Below are 2,764 nucleotides of genomic sequence, written 5' to 3'. Positions count from 1 at the left end.
CTTGGTATGATTCGATCAGGGGGCATAAATCGACTAAATCCTTATCCGGCAAGAGACTTAATTGATTAGCTCGTTCTAGATCGAAAACAATTGACAAAAATCGCCAAATGTCTTTCTATATAAGGGTTTCATCCCTTATAACCCCCCTCCATTGCATAACACAAACCGAAGAACCGGAAATTTCATCCAAATGCTCCACTTCCCACTTCCCCATCCCCCCACTTCCCCACTTCCCCACTTCCCACTCCCCCACTTCCCCATCATCCCCTTTATATAAATATGAAACTACTATCAATAAAGTTATGTAATTTTCGACAATTTTATGGTAAGACTCCTGAGATACATTTAGCAGCGAGTTCTCGCAATACGACGGTAATTTATGGCAATAATGGGGCAGGAAAAACAACAATTTTAAATGCTTGTACCTGGGTTCTTTATGAAAAATTTACAGCAGCTTTTGCCGAACCAGAGTTATTAGTTAATAAACGGGCAATTACCGAAGTAAGCACGGGAACCTCCATAGAATGTTCCGCAGAAGTAAACTTTGAACATGAAAATAAACGCTATCAGGTAAAACGAAAATTTTTCGCCTACCAAGATGTAAATAGTAAAATTAAATACGGTTCAAATAGTTTATATATGCTCTACGCTGGTGATGATGGTAATTGGTACACACCCAATCAACCACCAGAGGATATTATTAATCAAATCTTACCAGAAAGTTTACATCGTTATTTCTTTTTTGATGGGGAATATATCGATCATCAATTTCGCAGTAGTAGCCAAGGTAAAATCGCCGAAGATACAAAAGAATTATTGGGAGTTAAAGTATTAGATCGAGCGATCGAGCATTTAAAAAAAGCCAAAAAATCTTTACAAGATGAGCTTAAAGATTTAGGGGAATCGGATTTAAAAAAGTTACTGAAACAGGAAAGTAAAATTGAGCAGGATTTCGAGAAATTAAAACAGCGTCAGCAAGATATTATTAGCCAGTTATCCCAGCAAGAAGAATTAAAAAAAGCCGTTACTAATCGCTTATTAGAGTTAAGTGGTGCCGAAGAATTAAAACAGTTAAAAGAAAAATTGGAACAACAGGAAAGAAATCTGCGGCAAGATTTAGTCAGAACTAAAGATAAATTAAAGAAATTAATTTCTCAGCAAGCTTATCAAGTCTTTTTAAAAGAAATTAATCAAAATTTTCAGCAATTAATCGATCACCTACGACAACAAGGGGAATTACCCAGTGGTATTAAACAGCAATTTGTCCAACAATTATTAGAGCGGAAAAAATGTATTTGTGGTCAGGAATTACAGGAAAATAGCCAAGCTTATTTACAGGTACAAGATTGGATGAATAAAGCAGGAATGGCCGATGTAGAAGAAGCAGCCATTCGCTTATCTTCCACAGTCAAAGAAATGGATAAAAAAGTCTTAGATTTTTGGCAAGAAGTGGATAATTATCAAGCTAATATTCACCAATGGCGCTTAGAATTATCTTTAGTAGAATCAGAATTAGATGAAGTGCGGGATAAATTTCGCCATTATCCCGATGAAGATATTAAAAATCTGCAATCTCGCTTAGATGCGATCGAGGATTCCCTAAAAGATTTACGCTTGGAACAGGGCAGCAATAAAAATCAACTAGATATCTATGAAAAAGAGTTAGAATCCCTGCAAAAACAGGTACAAAAACAGCAACAAAAAGAGGAAAAATATAATTTAGGACAACGACGTATTTTAGTGACTCAAGAGGCAATTAATCGCATTAGTGAGGTAAGACAGAGATTAGAAAATCAGTTTCGTTTGTCCTTAGAAAAACGGGTACAGGAAATCTTTAACTCAATTTCTTTTACTCCCTATATTCCCCGTATTAGTCCCGATTACGAGGTAAGACTATTAGAAAATACGACAGGATTCGCCATTCCCGTGGCAGCTTCTACCGGAGAAAATCAGATTCTCAGTTTATCTTTTATCGGGGGAATTATCGATCGAGTGCGAGAATGGAGTCAGAAAAATACTTTGATGGGAATTGATAGCAGCACTTTTCCTCTGGTGATGGATTCCCCTTTTGGTAGTCTTGATCATATCTATCGTCGGCAAGTTGCGATCGCTATTCCTAAATTAGCCAATCAGTTAATTGTTTTAGTGACAAAAACTCAATGGAGAGGAGAAGTAGAAACCGAGATTTCTCCCTATATTGGTAAAGAATATGTGTTAGTTTATAATTCTCCGAAAGCGGATTGTCAAGAGGATTTAATTAATCTTCATGGTGTTGATTATTCTCTAGTGAAACGCAGTCCTAATAATTTTGAATATACGGAAATTATCGAAGTTAATCGATTTTCCTCCTGACTGCTAAATGGCTGCCTCTCACCTTTGCAGAAATACAGACAATCAGCAATTATCAGTGACTCTTAAATTGGTACAAAAATATGAACAATCGCGTGTAAGCATCTCACCGAAAAGCTAATGCGCTCCAGGGTTTGGGTAGGGTTGATTCATGAATCAACCCTACCTTGAATCAACCCTACCCAAAGGCTTGAATTGAGTGATAAAATCGGAAATAATGACCAATTTTAGAAGACAGTTTCCCTTTAAAAATACCAACTCAGTAGATTTACAAAAATTTTGTTGTAAGTAGTCGGACATAAATTCTGTTGTCTATCTTAAGAAATGTAAATTGCCGCCATTCTTACTGACGACCGACTCCTGACGACCGGCTACTGACTCCTTACCCCACAGTTAACTTTACTTTTGTCCAACT

At 36.7% G+C, this 2,764-nt stretch carries 1 protein-coding gene; it reads left to right on the top strand.

Annotated features, from left to right (window positions below):
- Positions 1-279: 279 nt before the first annotated feature.
- Positions 280-2,352 carry an AAA family ATPase gene (locus PX482_RS12895; RefSeq protein ID WP_288027806.1) on the top strand — a complete coding sequence of 691 codons (2,073 nt, stop codon included), beginning with the start codon at positions 280-282 and terminating at the stop codon, positions 2,350-2,352.
- Positions 2,353-2,764: the final 412 nt, after the last annotated feature.

Origin of the sequence: Microcystis sp. M53602_WE12 (assembly GCF_030065455.1) — a bacterium.
In the GTDB taxonomy this organism is placed as follows: domain Bacteria; phylum Cyanobacteriota; class Cyanobacteriia; order Cyanobacteriales; family Microcystaceae; genus Microcystis; species Microcystis aeruginosa.
The sequence above is the reverse complement of the archived record's forward strand: the minus strand, read 5'-3'. Positions and strand labels throughout refer to the sequence as shown.